Source organism: Actinacidiphila acidipaludis, from assembly GCF_019890725.1.
In the GTDB taxonomy this organism is placed as follows: Bacteria; Actinomycetota; Actinomycetes; order Streptomycetales; family Streptomycetaceae; genus Actinacidiphila; species Actinacidiphila acidipaludis.
In genome coordinates, this window is the sequence record NZ_JAINZZ010000171.1 from 1 (window position 1) to 209 (window position 209).

The 209-nt window shown below is 56.9% G+C and carries 1 rRNA gene; it reads left to right on the forward strand.

Going from position 1 to position 209, the window contains the following annotated elements:
- Positions 1–90 precede the first annotated feature (90 nt).
- Positions 91–207 (forward strand): 5S ribosomal RNA (gene rrf, locus K7862_RS37185).
- Positions 208–209 lie beyond the last annotated feature (2 nt).

Consider the following 209-nt stretch of genomic DNA (forward strand, 5'->3'; position numbering starts at 1 on the left):
GTGCTCGCGTTCACTGTGTGGTTCTGAAACAACCAGCCACCCACAAAGCCTCCTGGTGGGGGTGTTGTGTGGGGTTGTGTTTCATAGTGTTTCGGTGGTCATAGCGTTAGGGAAACGCCCGGTTACATTCCGAACCCGGAAGCTAAGCCTTTCAGCGCCGATGGTACTGCAGGGGGGACCCTGTGGGAGAGTAGGACACCGCCGAACAA